This is a genomic window from Rhizobium sp. Leaf262, assembly GCF_001422245.1.
Taxonomy (GTDB): Bacteria; Pseudomonadota; Alphaproteobacteria; order Rhizobiales; family Rhizobiaceae; genus Agrobacterium.
In genome coordinates, this window is record NZ_LMMM01000001.1 from 128,250 (window position 1) to 146,541 (window position 18,292).

The window sequence follows — 18,292 nt, forward strand, 5'->3', positions numbered from 1 at the left end:
AGGCGGCGAAAATTGCAAAGCCGCTTACGCCGGAAGACGTAAGCGGCTCGATATGCCTGGCATCAGCGGTTCTTATTTAAAAACGCTCGGTAGCCAGAGAGACAAGGCCGGGATGTAGGTCACCAATCCCAGAACGACGAGACCTGCGCCATAGAAGGGCCAGATGGAACGCATGGCTTCCCAGACACTGATCTTGCCCACAGCGCAGGCGACAAATTGCACCCCTCCCACCGGTGGCGTATTGAGGCCGATGCCATAGTTGAGAATCATGATAACGCCGAAATGGACGGGATCGATGCCATAGGCGCTGGCGATGGGCAGGAAGATCGGCGTTGTGATGATGATCGTTGGACCCATATCCATGAAGGTGCCCAGCAGCAACATCAGGACATTGAGCAGGAGAAGGATGACGATCGGATTGTCCGACAATGTCTGCATCCACACGACAAGCGTTGCCGGCACTCTTAAAAATGCCATCAGCCAGGAAAATGCGGCTGCACAACCGATGATCAAGAGGACCATGGCCGTCGTGCGCACCGCGCCCATGGTGGCGTGGACGAAGTCCTTCCAGCTCAGTTGACGATAGATCAGGACTGTCACCAGAAGTGCGTAGATGACGGCGATGCAGGAGCTTTCAGTGGCGGTGAAGATGCCGGAGCGCACGCCGCCAAAGATGATCGCAATCAACAGAAGGCCGGGAATGGCAACGGCGAGAAGGTGGAGAGCGACTGCAAAGCCGGGGAAGGGCTCGGTTGGATAGCCGCGGCGGCTCGCGACGATGTAGGCCGTTACCATCAGCACCGCAGCAAACAACAGGCCAGGAATGACGCCTGCGGTAAAGAGGTCGGCGATGGAAATCTTACCGCCTGCGGATATCGAGTAGATGATCATGTTATGCGATGGCGGCAGCAACAGCGCGATCAGTGCGGCCATAGAGGTCACGTTGACAGCATAATCGGCTCCGTAACCGCGTGCTTTCATCTGGGGGATCATCAGCCCGCCGACAGCTGCGGCCTCGGCCACGGCGGAGCCGGAAATGCCGCCGAACAGTGTCGACGTCACGATATTGACCTGCCCCAGCCCACCGCGCAAATGCCCGACGATAGAAGCCGCAAAAGCCACGATGCGCCCGGCAATGCCACCGCGGACCATCAGGTCACCTGAATAAATGAAGAACGGAATGGCGAGCATGGAAAACACGCTCATGCCAGAGTTCATTCGCTGAAAAACGACCAGCGGCGGCAAGCCCATGTAAAGCACGGTCGCCAGGCTGGAAATTCCCAGGCAAAAGGCGATGGGCGTACCGATCAACATCAGCAGCGTAAAGCTGCCGAACAGAATCCAAAGTTCCATCGTGTCATTCCCCCTTCACGATGTGGGATGGGCTTTTGGGATCGAGTTCTGCCGCGTCGCGACGGACATCCTCGATATTTTCAAGTTCCACGGCGATTTCCGTCGGTGCCATTTCGTCGAGGGCATCGTCGATCGGAGCACCCAGCGCGCGCGCGATGATCCGTTCCAGCGCAAACAGGGCGATGAGCACACCGCCGCCGACGAGCGGCACGTAATCCCACGCCCCGGAAATGCCGAGCGCGGGCATGGTTGTTGCGGCTGTCAGCCCCACGAGATTGGCACCGTACCAGATCATTCCGACACCGAAGGCGAAGATGACGATGTCGGAAACCATGCGCAGCCATTTCTTGCCCCAGGGCGGCAGAACATAGAGCAGGACATCGAAGCCCATGTGATTGTTTTCCCGCACGCCGACGGCTGCACCGAGAAAGATGAACCAGCTCATCAAAATAACGGCACCGGGTTCGGTCCAGCTGGGAGAATCGTTGAGGACGTAGCGGCAAAACACCTGCCAGGCGACAATCACCGTCATGGCGACGAGACCAGCCCCCGCCAGATAAAGGATGGCAGTATTAAGTTTTGTAAGGATAGGCAGACCCGATTTCAGTGGGATCGACATGGATTTTCGCCTCCTGACCTTTTGCACGGCAAAAGGCCGGACCTGAAGCCCGTTGCAGTGGTTGGATGACATGTAAAAAACCCCTCGGTCGATAAACCGAGGGGCTAAAATCATTGGTTATTGCGTGGCCTGCACGTCAGCGACGAGCTTCTTCAACACCTCGTCCTTGATGTGCTTGTCGTAGACCGGCTTCATGGCGTCGATGAAGCCCTGCTTTTCGACCTCATTGATGGTTGCGCCGCCCTTTTCCACCGTGCCGCGGGATTGGGCTGTTCTTGCCGACCACAATTCGCGCTGCTTGGCGACGCTATCCTTTGCCGCTTGTCTGAAGATCGCCTGATCTTCCGGCGTCAGCTTTTCGAAGGCGGCCTTGTTCATGACGAATACTTCCGGGAGAATCGTGTGCTCATCCAGCGAATAGTATTTAGCGACTTCGAAATGCTTGGCGGAATCGTAGCTCGGAAAATTGTTTTCCGCGCCGTCGATAACGCCGGTTTCAACGGAAGAATAGACTTCCCCATAGGGCATCGGCGTTGCGTTGGCGCCGAGTGCGGTCGCCATATCGACGAAGATGTCCGACTGAATGACGCGGAATTTCATTCCCTTGATGTCGGCAACGGTTTTGATCGGCTTTTTCGAATTGTAGAACGATCTTGAACCCGCGTCGTAAAATGCCAGCGCAACGAGCCCGGCAGGCTCAAAGGCTGCCTTGATCTGATCGCCAATCGGGCCGTCCATGACCTTATGCATGTGGTCTTCCGAGCGGAAAATATAGGGCAAGGCTGGAATGATGGTTTCCTTGACGGTGCCGTTGAATGGCGCCATCGAAACGCGGTTCAGTTCGATAACACCTGAGCGAACCTGCTCGATCGTATCTTTTTCCTCGCCCAGCTGTGCGGAATGATAGATTTCGACCGCATAGCGACCGCCGGTGCGTTCTTTGAGCAGCTCGCCGAAATACTTCACGCCTTCGACCGTCGGATAGCCGTCGGGATGCGTGTCCGATGACTTGAGCACGGTTTGGGCGGACGCCGACCCCAAGGCCAACATCGTCACCACGGCTGCGCTTGTCCATAATTTTGTAAGATACAACATAGTCTCCTCCCCGGAATGCGGACGTGCGTCCGCCGTTGTCGCGATAGCCCATTGGAAAACCGCTCCGCAGCCAACTCGCCGGGAACGTCTTCTCTGCATGCAATGAACCAGCCGATCCTCCCTCGGCTAGATATGATTGGTATGGGCGAAAAACCCTAATGTCAACATATCAGAAAGTATAAGATGTATGATGACATCAAAATGCGATAGTTTGCATAAGTCAAAATGAATATATGCATTCAGTGCATGGCGGCCCTGATGTCTTGTGCCTTATCGAAAGGCCGGTAAAGGCCTACATCACAAGCATCGAAACGACGTTGGGGCCGTGACAAGGTTGCTGGCGTCAAGAGACCTCTGAAAGGGGATCATCATGAACGTAGCACGCTCTTTCAACAATTGGCGCAAGTATCGTCAGACCGTGACTGAACTCGGTCGTATGAGTTCGCGTGAGTTGCAGGATCTCGGTATCAACCGCGCCGATATCCATAGCGTCGCTCGCGCATCCGTCGGTCGCTAATCTATTCCGGTAGAAAATGTCTGCTTGACGCCCGCCAACTGCGCGGGCGTTTGCGTATCTTGTACCCAACCGGGCAGCGCTGAAAATGCGATCCTTCAAATTTGCATAGCTGCGCTGCAATGTCGTCTGTTTATTGGGCGGTAAAAAAAAGATATCTTCTACTCATCGAAGCGATGCACCTCCTCCCGCAAAGCTTCGAAATCAGACGGCCCACTCCTCCTCCCAAGGGACGTCTGTAGGAACAGCAGCACTCCTCCTCCCAGCTGCTGTTCGGTTCTTTTCGAAAAGCCTGCCGCACCTCCTCCCGCGGCAGGCTTTTTCGTTAAGGGGACTTTCTGACTGTCTTCATGCCTCATAGACCTGTTGACCACTGATCCACGTGCTTTTCATCCGAAGGTCGGCGTCGAGCACCACGAAGTCGGCATCGTAGCCAGCAAGCAGCATTCCCTTGCGCTCGCCTATTCCGATCGCTTGCGCCGGATAAAGGCTCGCCATACGAACCGATTCCTCAAATTCGATACCAAGTTCACGATGAACGAACAGGACAGACGACAACATGTCGATGTCTGCACCGGCCAACGTTCCATCGGCAAGCGTCAGGCGTCCGTTCTTTCGGTAGATCTGCCGATCGTTCAGCAGGAGTCCGTCGAGATTAGTGCCGATCGTGGACATGGCATCCGTGACGATGAAAACATGACCAGGGCCGCGCTTCGAGCGAATGGCCGTGCGCATCGATGCAGGGTGGACGTGAAAACCATCTGCAATGATGCCACAGGAAAGCTCGCCGAGGTCAAGTCCTGCACCGACCAACCCGGGAGACCGATTTTCCAGCGGGCTCATGGCATTGAACAAGTGGGTAACAAGGCGAGCGCCTGCCTCTGCATAGGCTTTCGCCGTTTCGTAGGTCGCATCGCTATGACCCAGGCTGACGATGAAGCCCCCCTGAGCGAGGGCTTCGACCTGCTGAAGCGTCACGTTTTCAGGAGCAATGGTGATCATTCGCGTGCCGACGTCATTGCCGATGGCAAGCAACCGCTGCAGATCGGTGTCTTCCATCGGCCTGATCAGCCTGGGATGGTGCGTTCCTTTGCGGGCGATGGAAAGGTGTGGCCCCTCCAGATGCAGACCGAGAAAGCCGGGGATCCTTGCCTGTCGTGCTTTCACGCCGGCATCGATTGCCGCTGCCGTAATATCGGGCGTGTCGGTTATCAGCGTCGGAAGCAGGCCCGTGGTACCGAATTTCGCATGCGCCTCACAAATCTTTCGAATGCCATCGACGGACCGGTCGTCGTTGAGCATGACGCCGCCTCCGCCATTGACCTGTAGGTCGATGAAGCCCGGAATCATTATGGCTTGCTCCGAATCGACGATTGTCACCCCCGGGCTCAGATCATTTTTAGCGACGATGCCCACCACCTTGCCGTCATCGACGACGAGTGCCCGGTCTTCGTGCCAGCCGTCTCCGTCGAAAATCCTGGCATTGGTGAATGCTGTTGCCATGGTCAGTGCGTCTCCGTGACTTTCTTGAGGGCGGCTGGCGCGTCTGGATTGAAGCCTTTTGCACGCGACCACGCTTCGACAAACCCGTAAAACGGCAAAATAAGTGTCAGCGAATCGGTCAGGGGATGACCGGTTTCCACGAAGGGAAGGCGACGGGCATACTTGGTGCCATCAGCCGTAATGAAGGACAACGCACCCTGCTGCGCCAGCCCTTCCGCCGTCTCGAGTACCGAAGGTGTTGCCGCGTCGCGAGCTGCGAAGGTGATGATGGGGAACCGGCGATCGACCAGTGCTACCGGACCATGATGCACTTCGGCACTGGAATATGCCTCTGCATGCATTTCCGATGTTTCCTTGAATTTCAAAGCGGCTTCACTGGCAATGGCAAGAGACGGGCCGCGTCCCAGCATATAGAGCGACTCCGCTTCACCCAGTTCCGCAGCCAGACCATTCCAGTCCAGCGTGACTGCCTGGCGGAGTTTTTCCGGCAGTTGCGAGATAGCGCGCTGCAACTCCACGTCCAACGTCCACTCCGCCAAAATGGAAAGGCCCGCCAGCACCGAGTTGAAAAAGGATTTCGTTGCGGCCACCGCCAGTTCCGGCCCCGCATTGATATCGACGGGATAGGCGGAAGCATCCGACAACGGGGAGGGCTGCGTATTGGTGAGCGATATCGTCAGAGCGCCGGACGCGGCGGCGGACTGCGCGAGCGCGACGATATCTGGGCTTTTGCCGGATTGAGAAATGGAGATGGCCGCCGCCTGATCAAGCTTCAGCGATTTACCATAGATCGAGGCCAATGAGGGACCTATCGACGCAACCGCACGCCCTGCCTGCTGCTCGATGGCATATTTCAAAAAATGTGCTGCATGGTCCGAAGAGCCACGCGCGATGGTGATGAGGAAAGCCGGGTCGCGCTCCCGGAGTGCCTGTCCGGCTGCGCATAGAAACTGTCGGGAACTGTCAAGCAGCCGGGCGGCTGCCTCAGGAATTTCATTTATTTCCTGGCGCATATGCGTGGGCATGGCACTCTCTTTCAGGTCGTTCGTGGAGGCAATCAGCCATCTGTAAGGGTCATTTCAGCAACGAAATCATAGGCGTCGCCGCGATAGAGCGACCTCGTCAACTCCACTACGCGGCCAGAATCGAGATAGGATATGCGCTCGATAGCCAGCCCCGCCGATCCCTCGGGAACAGCGAGCAGCGCGGCATCCTCGCGCGTCACATTGCAGGCGGAAATCCGCTGCACGGCGCGCACGGGTCTTTGCCCGGTGCGGTGCAGCTCCGCATAGAGTGAGGTTCCGACGGCCAGTGGGTCGGGTAGGATATCGGAGGCGAGGCTTGCGCGCTCGATGGCCAGCGGCAACTCGTTGGCGATGCGCAGGCGTTCCAGTCGCGCAACCATCATGTCCACCTTCAATCCCAGCATCATCATTTCATCCGACGATGGATGAAAGAGACCGCGTCCCAGCCATTCGGAGCGTGTCACATATCCGCGCCGTGCCATGTCTTCCGTAAAAGAGGTCAGTCTGGACAGTGGTTGCTGAAGACGTGAAACCGGCTTCATAACGAAGGTGCCGGAGCCGTGCCGTCGCGTCAGCAGGCCGTCCTTGACGAGGTCATCGACGGCCTTTCGAACTGTGACCCGGCTGACATTGGCGAATTCGGCGAGGTCACGCTCCGGCGGGAGTGCTTGCCCATGTCCGAGCTTGCCCGACAGGATCGCCTGCTCCAGCGACTGGCGCAACTTCAGATAAAGCGGTCCCGAGCCGCTTGATTGAAGGTCGTCCGCAGACAGGAGTTCCGTCAAGGCCGGGATCATGCCACACCTCGCTCTTGATGGATAAAAGTGCCTTTCGCCAGTGCAATCGCGCCTGACAGCGCGTCGGCCACGGGTTCCACGAGGCGTTCTTTATGACGGGCAGACAGGAACGGTGCGTAAAGACCAGATAGTCCTCCGAGCAGGCAGAGCCTGCCGCCACCGGTGATCTCAGAGACGCGATCCAGTGCGACATCGATGAAGCCTGCGGACTGATGCAGGATTGAAAGCGCTGCCTCGTCTCCAGCAGAGGCGAAGTCGAACACCCGCGGTGCGTAACGGCCAAAATCGCCTGGCTTTGCGGCTTGCGAAAACGCTACCATCCTTCGCGGCGACGCCTCGAACTCCTCAAGCAGGCTACGGGTGAAGGGCGTGCTGGCAGCAATGCCATCATAGGCAAGCAGGCTTTGTTGCAATGCTTGTTGTCCGAGACGTGCACCGCTTCCCAGATCACCTAGATGATAGCCCCAGCCGCCGATCGTGTGAATATCGTTTCCCGTGCGGGCGAGGTAGATCGTGCCCGTTCCAAGAATGGCTACCGCGCCGTCGCCTTCTCCCAAGGCTCCCTGCAGCGCAATCATTCCGTCGGATTCGATCAGCGACTGTGCAAAGGGTAGGCGCGGCAGGACGTAAGAGACGGTATTTTCGACATTGTTACCTGCGAGCCCGAGATAGGCCGACGCATGGCTTAGCAGCCCGATATCAAGGCCGGCATCGGCGAAGGCGGCTCTTGCGGCATCCGTGATGTTGACGATAGCCTGGTCGGGCGCGCTCATGATATTGGACGCGCCGCTTTTGCCTCGACCTAGTATTTTGCCGTCTGCATCTGCAACGGCAGCCCTGCAACTCGTGCCGCCGCCGTCCACTCCCACGAGATATCGCTGCATGAAATCGTCTCCTTATTGGAAGATACCAAAAAAATACCAATTTCCAAGAGCTTAATTTCAGATTTAAGTTCGATTTGAATTATTCATATTTTTCAGTAATATAAATGTGAGGCTTGCTGTTTCAGCCTAAAGAAATAAACCTCTTGTTAAAAGATGCTGGACAATTGGTATTTTTTTGGCATTAAATTCGCGCCGAGGGAGTTTATTCATGAACGCTGGTGGTACGGAAGGTTTGCACGAGAAAGCGAAAGGGCTCGACACGATGTTGCCGGGCGATGTCCTGTCGCTTTTGAGCGCCGGCCAGCAGCAGGCAGCGCGCTCGGTCGACCTCGCCCTTGACGCTATTGCTCAAGCCTCGTGCTTTGCGGCGGACGCTGTCGGTGCCGGTCACAGACTGGTTTATGTCGGAGCTGGCAGCTCTGGCCTGATGGCAATGGCAGATGCCCTGGAACTACCGGGAACCTATGGTATTGGCCGCGAACAGATAGCCATCCTGTTTGCAGGTGGCACCAGCAATTTATCCGACATGCCGGGTGGGCCCGAAGATGATATCGAGCAGGCCGCCATGGACGCCGAGCTTGCTATCGGCGAGGGCGATTGCGTCGTTGCGATTTCCGCAAGCGGATCGACCCCTTATGCTTTGGCAGTGGCTCAGGTGGCCCGCGCCAAAGGTGCGACCGTCGTGGGAATAGCGAATAACCCGGATGCAAGGCTTTTCCAGCATTCCGATGTTGCCATTCTGTTGCAGACCCCCCCGGAATTCGTCTCGGGTTCGACGCGTATGGGCGCAGGAACGGCGCAAAAAATAGCCCTCAACATGTTCTCCACCCTGATGGCGATCCGCCTCGGCCATGTCTATGATGGCTACATGGTCAACCTTCGGGCTGACAACAAGAAGCTCGTGGCGCGTGCTGCAAGAATTGTGTCGGGTATCGGAAATGTCAGTATCGAGGAAGCCGGTCTTCTGGTGGAGAGGGCGACCGGTTCGATCAAGATCGCCATCCTGCTTGCAGCAGGAGCAAAAGACAAGAATTCAGCCGAAAGCATATTGCGGGAAAGCGGCCAGAACGTTCGGCGCGCACTTCAATCGATCGGCGGATAAACTGGGAAAATCACAAGTGATGGGCGTCGCTCAGACGTTACACCAAGAGGGAGAACAAGAATGACCCGTAATCTCACCAAGGCGTTGCTGTTGGGCGCCAGCCTTTTTAGCTATTCCGGCATGGCATCGGCTGCGGATGTGACATTGACCATCGAAAGCTGGCGTAATGACGATCTGGCAATCTGGAAAGACAAGCTCATTCCGGCTTTCGAAGCGAAGAACCCCGGCATCAAGCTCGTCTTCCAGCCTATGGCACCCACCGAGTACAACGCTGCTCTCAACGCGAAACTTGAATCCGGCTCGGCTGGCGACCTTATCACATGCCGTCCATTCGATGCCTCACTTGAACTGTTCAAGAAGGGTTATCTCGGTGATCTGACCAAGAACCCTGGCATGGAGAATTTCTCCGACGTTGCGAAATCCGCATGGTCCACGGACGATGGTGCTTCGACCTTCTGCGTGCCTATGGCGTCGGTCATCCACGGTTTCATCTACAACAAGGACGCCTTCGATTCCTTGAAGATAGAGGTTCCGAAGACACAGGCCGAGTTCTTTGCCGCCCTCGACAAGATCAAGGCTGACGGCACCTATGTTCCCATGGCTATGGGAACAAAAGACCTCTGGGAAGCAGCGACCATGGGGTACCAGAACATCGGTCCCAACTACTGGAAGGGTGAAGAAGGCCGCCTCGCACTGATCAAGGGCGAGCAGAAGCTGACTGATCCCGATTGGGTCAAGCCTTTCGAGGTGCTGGCGAAGTGGAAGGACTATTTGGGGGATGGTTTCGAGGCGCAGACCTATCCGGACAGCCAGAACCTCTTCACGCTCGGTCGCGCTGCGATCTATCCCGCAGGCTCATGGGAAATCTCTGGATTTAACACTCAGGCACAGTTCAAGATGGGCGCGTTCCCCCCACCGGTCGAAAAGGAAGGCGATGCCTGCTACATCTCTGACCACACCGATATCGGCATGGGCGTGAACGCAAAGTCGAAGCATCCGGAAGAGGCAGCGAAGTTCCTGACATGGGTCTCCTCGCCGGAATTTGCTGATCTCTATGCAAATGCGCTGCCTGGCTTCTTCAGCCTGAACAAGACTGCCGTGAAAATGGCGGATCCTCTCGCGCAGGAATTCGTCTCCTGGCGTGAAAAGTGCAAGCCGACGATCCGTTCGACCTATCAGATCCTGTCGCGCGGAACGCCCAATCTCGAGAACGATACTTGGGTCGAGTCGGCAAACGTCATCAATGGCACGGACACGCCAGCGGTGGCTGCTGAAAAGCTGCAGAAGGGTCTGGACGGCTGGTACAAACCTGCAAAATAAATGCGGTCACCGCAGACATGGCAGCTTATGCGCTGCCATGTCTGTCGACAGCTGAGCTTTTTGATCGCTGGCGATATAACGCCTGCGCTGCTAAGCCTATCTTGTCCTCAAAACAGTCCGGACTGATCTCATGAGCCTCGACGATATCTCAAGCGACCAAAGATCGTCCCGGCGGCCGTTTCGCTGGCATATCATCGTCTTCATGCTGCCAGCCTTTCTCGTCTACACCGCCGTCATGATCATTCCGTTGGGCGGCACCTTATGGCTGTCCTTCTTCCGCGACATCGATGGACAGCGGGTTTTCGTGGGACTGGACAATTTCAGGGCGCTGTTTTTGGAAGACCGCTGGTCTGCGAGCTTCTGGAACGCGCTCGTCAACAACATCATCTTCTTCGTCATTCACATGCTGGTGCAAAACCCGATCGGTGTGGCGCTAGCCGCATTGCTGTCGCTGCCCAAGCTTCGCTTTTCAGCATTTTACCGGACGGCAATCTTTCTCCCAACATTGCTTTCCTTTGTCATTGTCGGTTTCATCTGGAAGCTGATCCTGTCGCCGCTCTGGGGCATTGCGCCAACGTTGCTGGATGCCGTGCATCTGAAGTTTCTGTTCGCGCCATGGCTTGGCCGACCCAATTCGGCGCTGATTGCGGTGTCGCTGATATCCGTCTGGCAATATGTCGGAATCCCGATGATGCTGATCTATGCGGCACTTCTGAACATTCCTGACGAGGTTATCGAAGCTGCCGAAATGGACGGCATCACCGGCTGGAGCCAGTTCTGGAAAATCAAACTGCCACTGATCCTGCCCGCCATCGGCATCATTTCCATTCTGACATTCGTCGGAAATTTCAATGCTTTCGACCTCATCTATACCGTGCAGGGCGCGCTGGCTGGACCGGATGGCTCGACGGATATTCTTGGCACTCTGCTTTACCGCACCTTTTTCGGTTTCCAGCTCCAGCTCGGTGACCGTTCGATGGGAGCAGCGATTGCGACCGTAATGTTCCTGATCATCCTCGCTGGGGTCAGCTTTTATCTTTTCACCATTCAGCGCCGCATGCGCCGCTACCAGTTCTGAAGGGGAGAACGATGTCCAAAGCACGCTCGTCCCTTGCCCGTACGGCCAGTGCCCACGCCATCCTGCTGGCCTACACGGCAATTTCGTTGTTTCCGGTCGTTTTGACGATCATCAATTCGTTCAAATCGCGAAACGCGATTTTTCGCGATCCGATGCAGCCACCCTTGCCTTCGACGTTCGATCTGGTCGGCTATGTCACTGTTCTCGGGCAGAGCGACTTCGTACACTATCTGCAAAACTCGCTGATCGTCACGGTCGTTTCGATTGCCTTGGTGCTCCTGTTTGGTGCGATGGCCGCTTTTGCGCTGTCCGAATATCGTTTCAAGGGAAATACACTGCTCGGCCTGTATATGGCGCTCGGGATCATGATTCCCATTCGTCTCGGTACGATCGGCATTCTTCAGGGCATGGTGGCGACTGGTCTGGTCAATACCCGCACGGCGCTCATTCTGGTCTATACGGCGCAGGGCCTGCCGCTTGCCATTTTCATCCTCTCGGAATTCATGCGTACCGTTTCCGATGATCTGAAGAATGCAGGCCGCATCGATGGCCTGTCCGAATATAAGATCTTTTTCCGGCTGGTCCTTCCGCTCGTTCGTCCGGCCATGGCGACGGTCGCGGTCTTTACGATGATCCCGATCTGGAACGATCTGTGGTTCCCCCTCATTCTGGCACCGAGTGAGGCAACGAAAACCATCACGCTGGGCGCTCAGATATTTATCGGGCAGTTTGTCACCAACTGGAATGCAGTTCTGGCAGCGCTGTCGCTGGCCATAGCGCCTGTGCTTGTACTCTACACGATCTTTTCGCGGCAACTGATCCGCGGCATCACCGCAGGAGCAGTGAAATGACCGAACGACCTCTCAAGGTTCTGGTGGCCGGTCTTGGCAATATGGGATTGAGCCACGCATTGGCCTATGCAAACAATCCTGGTTTCGACATCGTCGGTCTTGTCAACCGTTCGACGCCTGTCTTGCCCGAGCCGCTTGCGGCCCATACAGTGCTGCCGTCATTCGACGCGGCCTTGAGCGAGCTGAGGCCGGACCTCTGCTCGATCAATACATATTCAGACAGCCACGCCGATTTTGCCGTACGGGCCATGGAAGCAGGCGCCCATGTCTTCGTGGAAAAACCATTGGCGACCACAGTGGCCGATGCGGAGAGGGTCGTGGCCTGCGCGCGGGCGAATGGACGCAAGCTGGTGGTCGGTTACATCCTGCGGCATCACCCGTCATGGATGAAGTTGATCTCGCTTGCCCGGGAACTGGGTGGACCTTACGTCTTTCGCATGAATCTCAATCAGCAGTCCTCAGGAAAAACCTGGGAGACGCACAAGGCGCTGATGCAGACCACTCCACCTATTGTCGATTGCGGCGTCCATTATGTCGATGTGATGTGCCAGATCACCGATGCCAAGCCGGTGTCGGTGCGGGGTATGGGTCTGCGCTTATCGGACGAGATCGCGCCTGACATGTACAATTACGGCCATTTACAGGTGACATTCGATGACGGATCGGTCGGCTGGTACGAAGCGGGATGGGGTCCGATGATTTCGGAAACCGCGTTCTTCGTCAAGGACGTGATGTCGCCCAATGGCTGCGTTTCGATCGTCATGGACCCGAACGCCAAATCCGACGACATCGATACCCATACCAAGACCTCGACCATTCGCCTGCACAGAGCCCAGACGGATTCCAGTGGCCGGTTTATGCAGCCGGATCAGTTTCTGCAGATGGCAGGAGAACCGGGCCACCAGGAATTGTGCGACAGAGAGCAGGCCTATGTTCTAAAAGCCATCCGCGAGGACATCGATCTCGACCGTCATATGACCGACGCCGTGCAATCCCTGCGCATTTGCCTTGCTGCCGATGAAAGCGCCCGTACTGGCCGCATGGTCGACCTTTGAATTTGGAGAAGCGCTTTGGGTAACCTGACATTGAAATCTCTCGCCAAGTCCTTTGGCACCGTCGATGTGCTGAAAGGAATAGATCTTGAGGTCCAGGATGGGGAGTTCGTCATTTTCGTCGGACCATCGGGCTGCGGCAAGTCCACGCTTCTGCGCACGATTGCTGGTCTCGAAGATATCAGTTCTGGTGAAATCATCATCGACGGTCGCGAAGTGTCGGCGGTTCCGCCAGCCAAACGCGGCATTGCCATGGTCTTTCAATCCTATGCGCTCTATCCACATCTCACCGTCAAGGACAATATGGGGCTTGGCCTCAAGCAGGCCGGGACTGCCAAGGACGAGATCGATACGCGGGTGGCGAAAGCCTCTTCCCTCCTGTCGCTGGAGCCTTATCTGGAACGACGCCCTGCCGAATTGTCCGGTGGTCAGCGGCAGCGGGTTGCCATCGGTCGTGCCATCGTTCGCGAGCCGACCCTCTTCCTGTTCGATGAACCATTATCCAACCTCGATGCGGCGCTGCGAGTGCAGACACGATTGGAAATTGCCCGACTGCATCGACGCCTGAAGGCGACCATGATCTATGTCACCCATGACCAAGTCGAGGCGATGACGCTTGCAGACAAGATCGTCGTTCTCAACGCAGGACGCATCGAGCAGGTCGGCTCTCCCATGGAACTTTACAACAGACCGGCCAATCTGTTCGTCGCAGGTTTTATCGGCTCGCCCCAGATGAATTTCATCGATGCCGATCGTCTCGGCGAAAGCGGATACAAGACACTCGGCCTTCGACCGGAACACATATCGCTGTCGCGGGAGACAGGTACATGGTCTGGCAAGGTCGTGCATGTTGAACATCTGGGTGCTGATACGATCGTCTATCTGGAAAGCGAAACCGTTGGTCTTTTGACCGTGCGACTGTTCGGCGAACATCCTTATGCTGCGGATGATGTCGTTTACGCGTCTCACGGCGGGACTGCGACCCACCGGTTCGATACAGACGGAAATGCCATTCGATGAGCCGGCTATCGAGTGCCTTTCAGGTGATTGATGGCTGATATTCTTCTGGAAGTCTGTGTCGACGATGTTGCGGGTCTCGAAGCGGCCATCGAAGGCGGGGCGGATCGTATCGAATTGTGCAGCGCGCTCGCGCTCGGCGGATTGACGCCTTCACCTGGGTTGATGAGCCTTGCGGGGCGTTCCCCCGTACCCTGCTACGCCATGATCAGGCCCCGCGCGGGGGACTTTGTCTATACGTCTCAAGAACTTGCCATCATGGAAGAGGATATTCTATTTGCGGCCACAAGCGGCATTTCCGGCATTGTGTTTGGTTGCAATCACCCCGATGGCCGATTGGACGAGGCCGCGCTGACAAGGCTTTCCCAGCTCGTCAGTTCGATGCCGCGCACCTTGCACCGATCCTTTGACCTCGTACCGGATCTGGCTCCCGCCATCGAACTGGCCGTTGGCTGTGGCTTTGAACGGATCTTGACGGCGGGGCGCGCCCGCACGGTCTGTGAGGGTATGGAGGATTTAAAAACCTCGATCAAGCTCGCAGCCGGACGTCTATCCGTCATGCCGGGCTCTGGCGTCAATCTCGACACGATTGACGCCTTACTTGCGACACTGGATTTAAAAGAGGTGCATTCCTCCTGTTCCGCCAGCACCGATACCGGCCACCCGTTTGTCGCTGCCTTCGGTTTTTCATTGCCGGGGCAGAAGCGGACCGATGTCGATCTCGTTCGTAAGATGAAAGCTCGCCTGTCCGCCGCGAAATCCTGATTGTTGAATGCTGTAGAATGACGAAAAGCCGCGGGACTTTCGACTCCCGCGGCTTTGAGGTCATGTGGATGGCTTAGATCGCCTGGTCCAGTTTGTAGTCCGTATTCGCAGGTTCGTCCTTGTGCTGGATAAGCGGACGGTTGCCCGAGAGTTTGCGCACCAGCACGTAGAAGACCGGTGTCATGAAGATACCGAAGATCGTCACGCCGATCATGCCCGAGAAGACCGCGACACCCATGGCTTGGCGCATTTCAGCACCTGCACCGGTAGAGATCACCAGCGGCACCACGCCCATGATGAAGGCGAGGGATGTCATCAGGATCGGGCGCAGGCGAAGACGGCTTGCCTCGATGGCTGCGGCAACGGGAGAGCGTCCTTCGAACTCCAGTTCCCGGGCGAATTCCACGATCAGGATCGCGTTCTTCGCCGATAGTCCCACAAGGACGATGAGGCCGATCTGGGTGAAGATGTTGTTGTCACCTCCCGTCAGCCAGACGCCGGTCATGGCGGCGAGCACGCCCATGGGCACGATCATGATGATGGCAAGCGGCAGCGTCAGGCTTTCATACTGTGCCGCCAGCACCAGATAGACGAGCAACAAAGCCAGCGGGAAGACGAGCAGCCCCGAATTTCCAGCCAGAATCTGCTGATAGGTCAGGTCCGTCCATTCATAGGAAACGCCCGATGGCAGGGTTTCGGCGGCGATGCGTTCAATCGCGGCCTGTGCTTCGCCGGACGAGAAGCCCGGTGCCGGACCACCGTTTATATCGGCGGCAAGGAAGCCGTTGTAACGCGTGGTGCGTTCCGGTCCGGTCGTGGCGTCCACCTTCAAAAGTGCCGACAGCGGGATCATCTGGCCATTCGAAGAGCGTACCTTCAACTGGCCGATATCCTCCGCCTGCGCCCTGAACTTCGCGTCTGCCTGTACCCGCACGCTGTAAGTGCGGCCAAAGGCGTTGAAGTCATTGACATAGAGCGAGCCGAGATAGATTTGCAGGGTCTCGAACACGTCGGTCACGGAGACGCCGAGCTGCTCTGCCTTGGCGCGATCAAGATCGGCGTAAAGCTGCGGCACGTTGATCTGGAAGCTGGAGAACAGTCCTGCCAGTTCCGGCGTCTGATAGGCTTTGGCGAGGAACGCCTTCGTCACGTCATCGAGCGACTGATAGCCGAAGCCAGCACGATCCTCGATCTGCATCTTGAAGCCGCCCGTGGTGCCAAGGCCATTGACCGGTGGCGGCGGGAACATGGCGATGAAGGCATCCTGAACGGCACCGAATTTCTGGTTGAGCGCCATGGCAATGGCACCACCAGACAATTCAGGTGTCGTGCGCTCTTCAAAGGGACTCAGGCCAACGAAAACAACACCCGCATTGGAGCTGTTGGTGAAGCCGTTGATGGACAGACCCGGAAAGGCGATCGCATGCTCGACGCCCGGCTGCTGCATGGCGATATCGCTCATGCGCTTGATGACATCTTCCGTACGATCGAGACTGGCGGCATCCGGCAATTGCGCAAAGCCGATCAGATACTGCTTGTCCTGCGCAGGCACGAATCCGCCCGGCACAGCACTGAACATGCCATAGGTCGCGCCAGCAAGAACCACGTAGACCACCATCACGATGCTTTTGCGGTTCAGCAGCCCACCGACGCTCTTGCCGTAACCGCTCGACGCTGCGCCGAAGGCACGGTTGAAGCCACGGAAGAAACCGCCAAGTACCTTGTCCATGCCACGCGTCAGCCAATCTTTCGGCGCATGGTGATCCTTCAGCAGCAAGGCTGCCAGGGCAGGAGACAGTGTCAGTGAGTTGATTGCCGAAATCACCGTCGAGATGGCAATGGTCAGCGCGAACTGCCGATAGAATTGGCCCGAGAGGCCGGAAATGAAGGCAAGAGGCACGAAGACGGCAACCAGCACCAGTGCGATGGCAATGATGGGTCCCGAGACCTCCTTCATGGCGCGGTATGTCGCGTCACGCGGAGAGAGACCATTTTCGATGTTTCGCTCGACGTTTTCCACCACCACGATGGCGTCATCCACGACGATACCGATGGCCAGCACAAGCCCGAACAGGCTGAGCGCGTTGATCGAAAAGCCGAAGACATACATTACCGCGAATGTGCCGATGATGGAAACCGGTACGGCAATCAGCGGAATGATCGAGGCGCGCCATGTCTGGAGGAACAGGATGACAACGACGACGACGAGCGCGATGGCTTCGAGCAGGGTGTCTATGACCTTGTCGATGGAAGCGCGTACGAACTGCGTGGTATCGTAGACGATCTCGTATTTCACACCGTCCGGCATGGCCTTTTGCAGGTCCTGCATGGTGGCGGCCACCTGGTCGGAAATGGTGATGGCGTTGGAACCCGGTGCCTGGAAGACGGGAATGGCGACGGCGGATTCGCCATCGAGCAGCGAGCGAAGCGAATAGTCGGACGCGCCGAGCTCGACGCGCGCGACATCCCGCAGGCGGGTGATTTCGCCATTGGTCCCGCTTTTCACGATGATATTGCCGAACTCCTCCGGTGTGGAGAGGCGGCCCTGCGCATTGACGTTGAGCTGAAGATCGACGCCTATCAGACTTGGCGATGCGCCGATGGTGCCGGCTGCGGCCTGCACGTTCTGTTCGCGAATGGCATTGCTGATATCGCTGGCGGCTAGATTGTGTTCGGCAGCTTTCTGCGGATCGATCCATACGCGCATGGAATAATCGCCCGCGCCGAAGATTTGTACCTGGCCTACACCTTCGATGCGTGCCAGCCGGTCCTTGATATTGAGAACGGCATAGTTCCGCAGGTAGGTCAGATCATAGCGGTTTCCGGGCGAGACCAGGTGCACGACCATCATCAGATCGGGGGAACTTTTGACGGTTGAAACGCCAAGGCTCCGCACTTCTGCAGGCAGACGTGGCTCGGCCTGCGAGACACGGTTCTGCACGAGCTGCTGGGCCTTATCAGGATCGGTGCCGAGCTTAAACGTTACCGTCAGCGTCATGACGCCGTCGGATGTCGCCTGGCTGGACATGTAAAGCATGTCCTCGACGCCGTTGATCTGCTCTTCCAATGGCGTTGCCACCGTTTCGGCAATGACCTTGGGGTTGGCGCCGGGATAGGTGGCGCGCACGACGATGGATGGTGGTACGACTTCGGGATATTCCGAAATCGGCAGCGCGCGCATGCCGATCAGGCCTGCGACCACGATCAGGACCGATAACACGCCGGCAAAGACCGGCCGGTCCACAAAAAATCTGGAGATATTCATAGCAAAGGCCCTCTCGCCTCCGGGTGGAATTTGGATGCAAAAAAACCGCTCC

At 57.0% G+C, this 18,292-nt stretch carries 16 protein-coding genes; 8 read left to right on the forward strand and 8 right to left on the reverse strand.

Annotated features, from left to right (window positions below):
• Positions 1-72: 72 nt before the first annotated feature.
• From ASF29_RS00620 to ASF29_RS00630, 3 genes are all read right to left on the reverse strand, one after another.
• The gene (locus ASF29_RS00620) at positions 73-1,353 is read right to left on the reverse strand and encodes a TRAP transporter large permease (RefSeq protein ID WP_062447467.1); all 1,281 of its coding nucleotides are present in this window, start codon (positions 1,351-1,353) and stop codon (positions 73-75) included.
• Positions 1,354-1,357: 4 nt separating this feature from the next.
• Positions 1,358-1,972, reverse strand: coding sequence for a TRAP transporter small permease (locus tag ASF29_RS00625; protein ID WP_062447469.1), 615 nt, complete (start codon positions 1,970-1,972; stop codon positions 1,358-1,360).
• A gap of 117 nt (positions 1,973-2,089) precedes the next feature.
• Complete coding sequence (locus ASF29_RS00630; RefSeq protein WP_062447471.1) at positions 2,090-3,067, reverse strand: TRAP transporter substrate-binding protein; 978 nt, start codon at positions 3,065-3,067, stop codon at positions 2,090-2,092.
• Positions 3,068-3,437: 370 nt separating this feature from the next.
• Here ASF29_RS00630 and ASF29_RS23725 point away from each other — a divergent pair, with 370 nt between their 5' ends.
• Positions 3,438-3,584 (forward strand): DUF1127 domain-containing protein, encoded by a 147-nt coding sequence (locus ASF29_RS23725; protein ID WP_082453319.1) that lies wholly within the window; start codon positions 3,438-3,440, stop codon positions 3,582-3,584.
• Positions 3,585-3,929: 345 nt separating this feature from the next.
• On the opposite strand, the gene nagA is transcribed toward ASF29_RS23725, so the two are convergent.
• The 4 genes from nagA to ASF29_RS00655 are packed head-to-tail and all read right to left on the reverse strand — an operon-like array spanning position 3,930 to position 7,790.
• Entirely contained in the window at positions 3,930-5,084 is a 1,155-nt protein-coding gene (gene nagA / locus ASF29_RS00640; protein ID WP_062447476.1) for an N-acetylglucosamine-6-phosphate deacetylase, read from the reverse strand.
• A 2-nt stretch (positions 5,085-5,086) separates the two neighbouring features.
• A complete protein-coding gene (locus ASF29_RS00645; protein WP_062447478.1) occupies positions 5,087-6,109 on the reverse strand; it encodes an SIS domain-containing protein in 1,023 nt (340 codons plus the stop codon).
• A gap of 32 nt (positions 6,110-6,141) precedes the next feature.
• Positions 6,142-6,906, reverse strand: coding sequence for a GntR family transcriptional regulator (locus ASF29_RS00650; RefSeq protein WP_062447480.1), 765 nt, complete (start codon positions 6,904-6,906; stop codon positions 6,142-6,144).
• Positions 6,903-7,790, reverse strand: coding sequence for a BadF/BadG/BcrA/BcrD ATPase family protein (locus ASF29_RS00655; protein WP_062447482.1), 888 nt, complete (start codon positions 7,788-7,790; stop codon positions 6,903-6,905). The genes ASF29_RS00650 and ASF29_RS00655 overlap by 4 nt, the downstream gene beginning before the upstream one ends.
• Positions 7,791-7,998: 208 nt before the next feature.
• On the opposite strand from ASF29_RS00655, the gene ASF29_RS00660 reads away from it, so the two are divergent.
• The 7 genes from ASF29_RS00660 (at position 7,999) to ASF29_RS00690 (ending at position 14,975) form a co-directional block, all read left to right on the forward strand.
• Positions 7,999-8,892: an N-acetylmuramic acid 6-phosphate etherase gene (locus ASF29_RS00660; RefSeq protein ID WP_062447484.1), complete on the forward strand. Its 894-nt coding sequence runs from the start codon at positions 7,999-8,001 to the stop codon at positions 8,890-8,892.
• A 60-nt stretch (positions 8,893-8,952) separates the two neighbouring features.
• A complete protein-coding gene (locus ASF29_RS00665; protein ID WP_062447486.1) occupies positions 8,953-10,212 on the forward strand; it encodes an ABC transporter substrate-binding protein in 1,260 nt (419 codons plus the stop codon).
• Positions 10,213-10,342: 130 nt separating this feature from the next.
• Entirely contained in the window at positions 10,343-11,290 is a 948-nt protein-coding gene (locus ASF29_RS00670; RefSeq protein ID WP_062447502.1) for a sugar ABC transporter permease, read from the forward strand.
• 11 nt (positions 11,291-11,301) lie between these two features.
• A complete protein-coding gene (locus ASF29_RS00675; protein WP_062447505.1) occupies positions 11,302-12,141 on the forward strand; it encodes a carbohydrate ABC transporter permease in 840 nt (279 codons plus the stop codon).
• Positions 12,138-13,196, forward strand: coding sequence for a Gfo/Idh/MocA family oxidoreductase (locus tag ASF29_RS00680; protein WP_062447507.1), 1,059 nt, complete (start codon positions 12,138-12,140; stop codon positions 13,194-13,196). The genes ASF29_RS00675 and ASF29_RS00680 overlap by 4 nt, the downstream gene beginning before the upstream one ends.
• A 15-nt stretch (positions 13,197-13,211) precedes the next feature.
• Positions 13,212-14,213: an ATP-binding cassette domain-containing protein gene (locus ASF29_RS00685; RefSeq protein ID WP_062447510.1), complete on the forward strand. Its 1,002-nt coding sequence runs from the start codon at positions 13,212-13,214 to the stop codon at positions 14,211-14,213.
• A gap of 30 nt (positions 14,214-14,243) precedes the next feature.
• The gene (locus ASF29_RS00690) at positions 14,244-14,975 is read left to right on the forward strand and encodes a copper homeostasis protein CutC (protein ID WP_062447512.1); all 732 of its coding nucleotides are present in this window, start codon (positions 14,244-14,246) and stop codon (positions 14,973-14,975) included.
• Between the two features lie 73 nt (positions 14,976-15,048).
• Here the strand turns inward: ASF29_RS00690 and ASF29_RS00695 are convergent, their stop codons facing one another.
• Positions 15,049-18,240, reverse strand: coding sequence for an efflux RND transporter permease subunit (locus tag ASF29_RS00695; protein ID WP_062448552.1), 3,192 nt, complete (start codon positions 18,238-18,240; stop codon positions 15,049-15,051).
• Positions 18,241-18,292 lie beyond the last annotated feature (52 nt).